The 694-nt window shown below is 27.8% G+C and carries 1 protein-coding gene; it reads right to left on the bottom strand.

The genetic code is table 11. The features are described from left to right. Positions 1 to 694: DUF499 domain-containing protein (locus G3997_RS04745; RefSeq protein WP_296649380.1), on the bottom strand; the 694-nt coding region annotated here is incomplete at both ends.

Here is a 694-nt window from a genome sequence, read left to right as displayed (position 1 = left end):
GACTCTATAAGAGTATTAAGTTCTGCTATCATATTTTTAGTATTTTGAAAGAAGATTCTTCCGTTATCTGTAGTATATATATACCATGCTTTTAATGTAAATTCACCTAGCGATGTCTTTATAGAYCTTATATCTTTGTTTGGTTCTACTAAATATCCAATCATTTCAGATTCAGATAATCCTAAAATTGCATGTGGTACATCTGCAAGTGATGATACTAGTATTAACTTACTTAAATCACTCATATTAGTATTATTCATTTCATTGTCTATAATCTCWGCTATACCTTTTCCATTTGCAGCTATATCGTGTGATATAGCATTTGTTAATGATGGTTTTATACTTTTTATTTGTGCTAGCATATTAGAATCATTTAAATCCATATCGTATGGATTTATAATATATTTACTTTCAGATTTTCCATTTGTATAAATTTGAGAAACTATTACTCTTATTAGTCTTATTARTCCTCTAGTTTGTTGAAAWCCTGGATTTTCTCTAAATCTTGCGTATAAGTCTTTTAATGATGGATGAAATGGATATGAATCTTTTATTCCTATAAATATTTGCTCTGGTGATATATTCGTATATCCCATTTGTTTAGCTTCAGATACTTTTGATTTGTAGGCATTTGCTATTTCTGTTATTTCTTCATCGGATGGTATTTCTTCAAATAGACGCTTTTTAAATATGT

Source organism: Romboutsia sp. 13368 (genome assembly GCF_018336475.1).
Taxonomy (GTDB): Bacteria; Bacillota; Clostridia; order Peptostreptococcales; family Peptostreptococcaceae; genus Romboutsia.
The sequence above is the reverse complement of the archived record's forward strand: the minus strand, read 5'-3'. Positions and strand labels throughout refer to the sequence as shown.